Annotated in this window: 1 protein-coding gene; it reads left to right on the top strand. The window is 64.5% G+C overall.

Going from position 1 to position 873, the window contains the following annotated elements; all coding sequences use genetic code 11:
* The first annotated feature begins 191 nt into the window (after nt 1-191).
* On the top strand, nt 192-722 hold the full coding sequence (locus tag ACLJQ7_RS42605) for a DUF4262 domain-containing protein (protein WP_410653872.1): 531 nt from the start codon (nt 192-194) through the stop codon (nt 720-722).
* The last annotated feature ends 151 nt before the right edge of the window (nt 723-873 follow it).

The raw sequence follows: 873 nt of genomic DNA, 5'->3' as shown, positions 1-873 counted from the left end.
TTCGATGTGTCGGATGAGGTCATGGCCGAGGTCGGTTGATCGGTTGCTCGCGACGACGTGCAGAACGTCTACGCACTGTGCCGGATTCGATGTGTCGGATGAGGTCATGGCCGAGGTCGGTTGATCGATTTTCCCGCCGTGCCGCGGAAAATCGATCCCGGGACTAGGTGCGGGCGCTCGCGTGGGGCACAATGTCGCGCGTGACGACCTCCGAAGCCGATGCCCTCACCGCCGAAGAAACCGAGCTGATCCAATGGATCGAGTCGCAGGCTCAGGCGAGAGGGAACGCGGTCATCGCGGTCGAAGGCGACGAGAACGACGCGAACTTCTGCTTCACCGCCTGCGCCTGGGCGTTGCACAGCGTCGCGGAAGCGGTCGTGATCGGCTTGCCCGAGCACATGGGGCCGGTCCTGCTCGACGCCTACGTGGACCGCGCGGCCGCCGGTGAGATCTTCGAGGTCGGCAAGCGCTACGACGATTTCTTCGAGGGCGCGCCGGTGGTCTTCGAACGGGTCGCGAAGGGGCACTATCCCGAGTACTTCGGGAGCGCGTTCCTGATCTACCCGGACGGGGACTTCCCGGCGCTGCAGCTGATCGTCGCCACGCCGGACGGGCACTTCCCCTGGCACGCGGACGCGCCCGAGGGCTTCGCGCGGTACCAGCCGGTGCTGACCGAATCGGGTGACCCGGAGAGCTGGACGCCGGGCGTCGACGGTCCCTGAGTCACCGCTGAGCGCGCTGTTCGCAAGTCCGTGAAGACATCCCTGGGTTTTGGTTGTCAAGCGGCTGTCGGTTGTTTCCTGGTTTGTCCGGTTATGTTGTGGTGTGTCCAGGCGGTTGTTTCGTTGTAGTGGGTGTGGGTTTTGAGGCATC

It is taken from the genome of Amycolatopsis sp. cmx-4-54 (assembly GCF_046548895.1).
GTDB lineage: Bacteria > Actinomycetota > Actinomycetes > Mycobacteriales > Pseudonocardiaceae > Amycolatopsis.
Note: the sequence above shows the minus strand (reverse complement) of the source record. Positions and strands in the feature narration are given on the sequence as shown.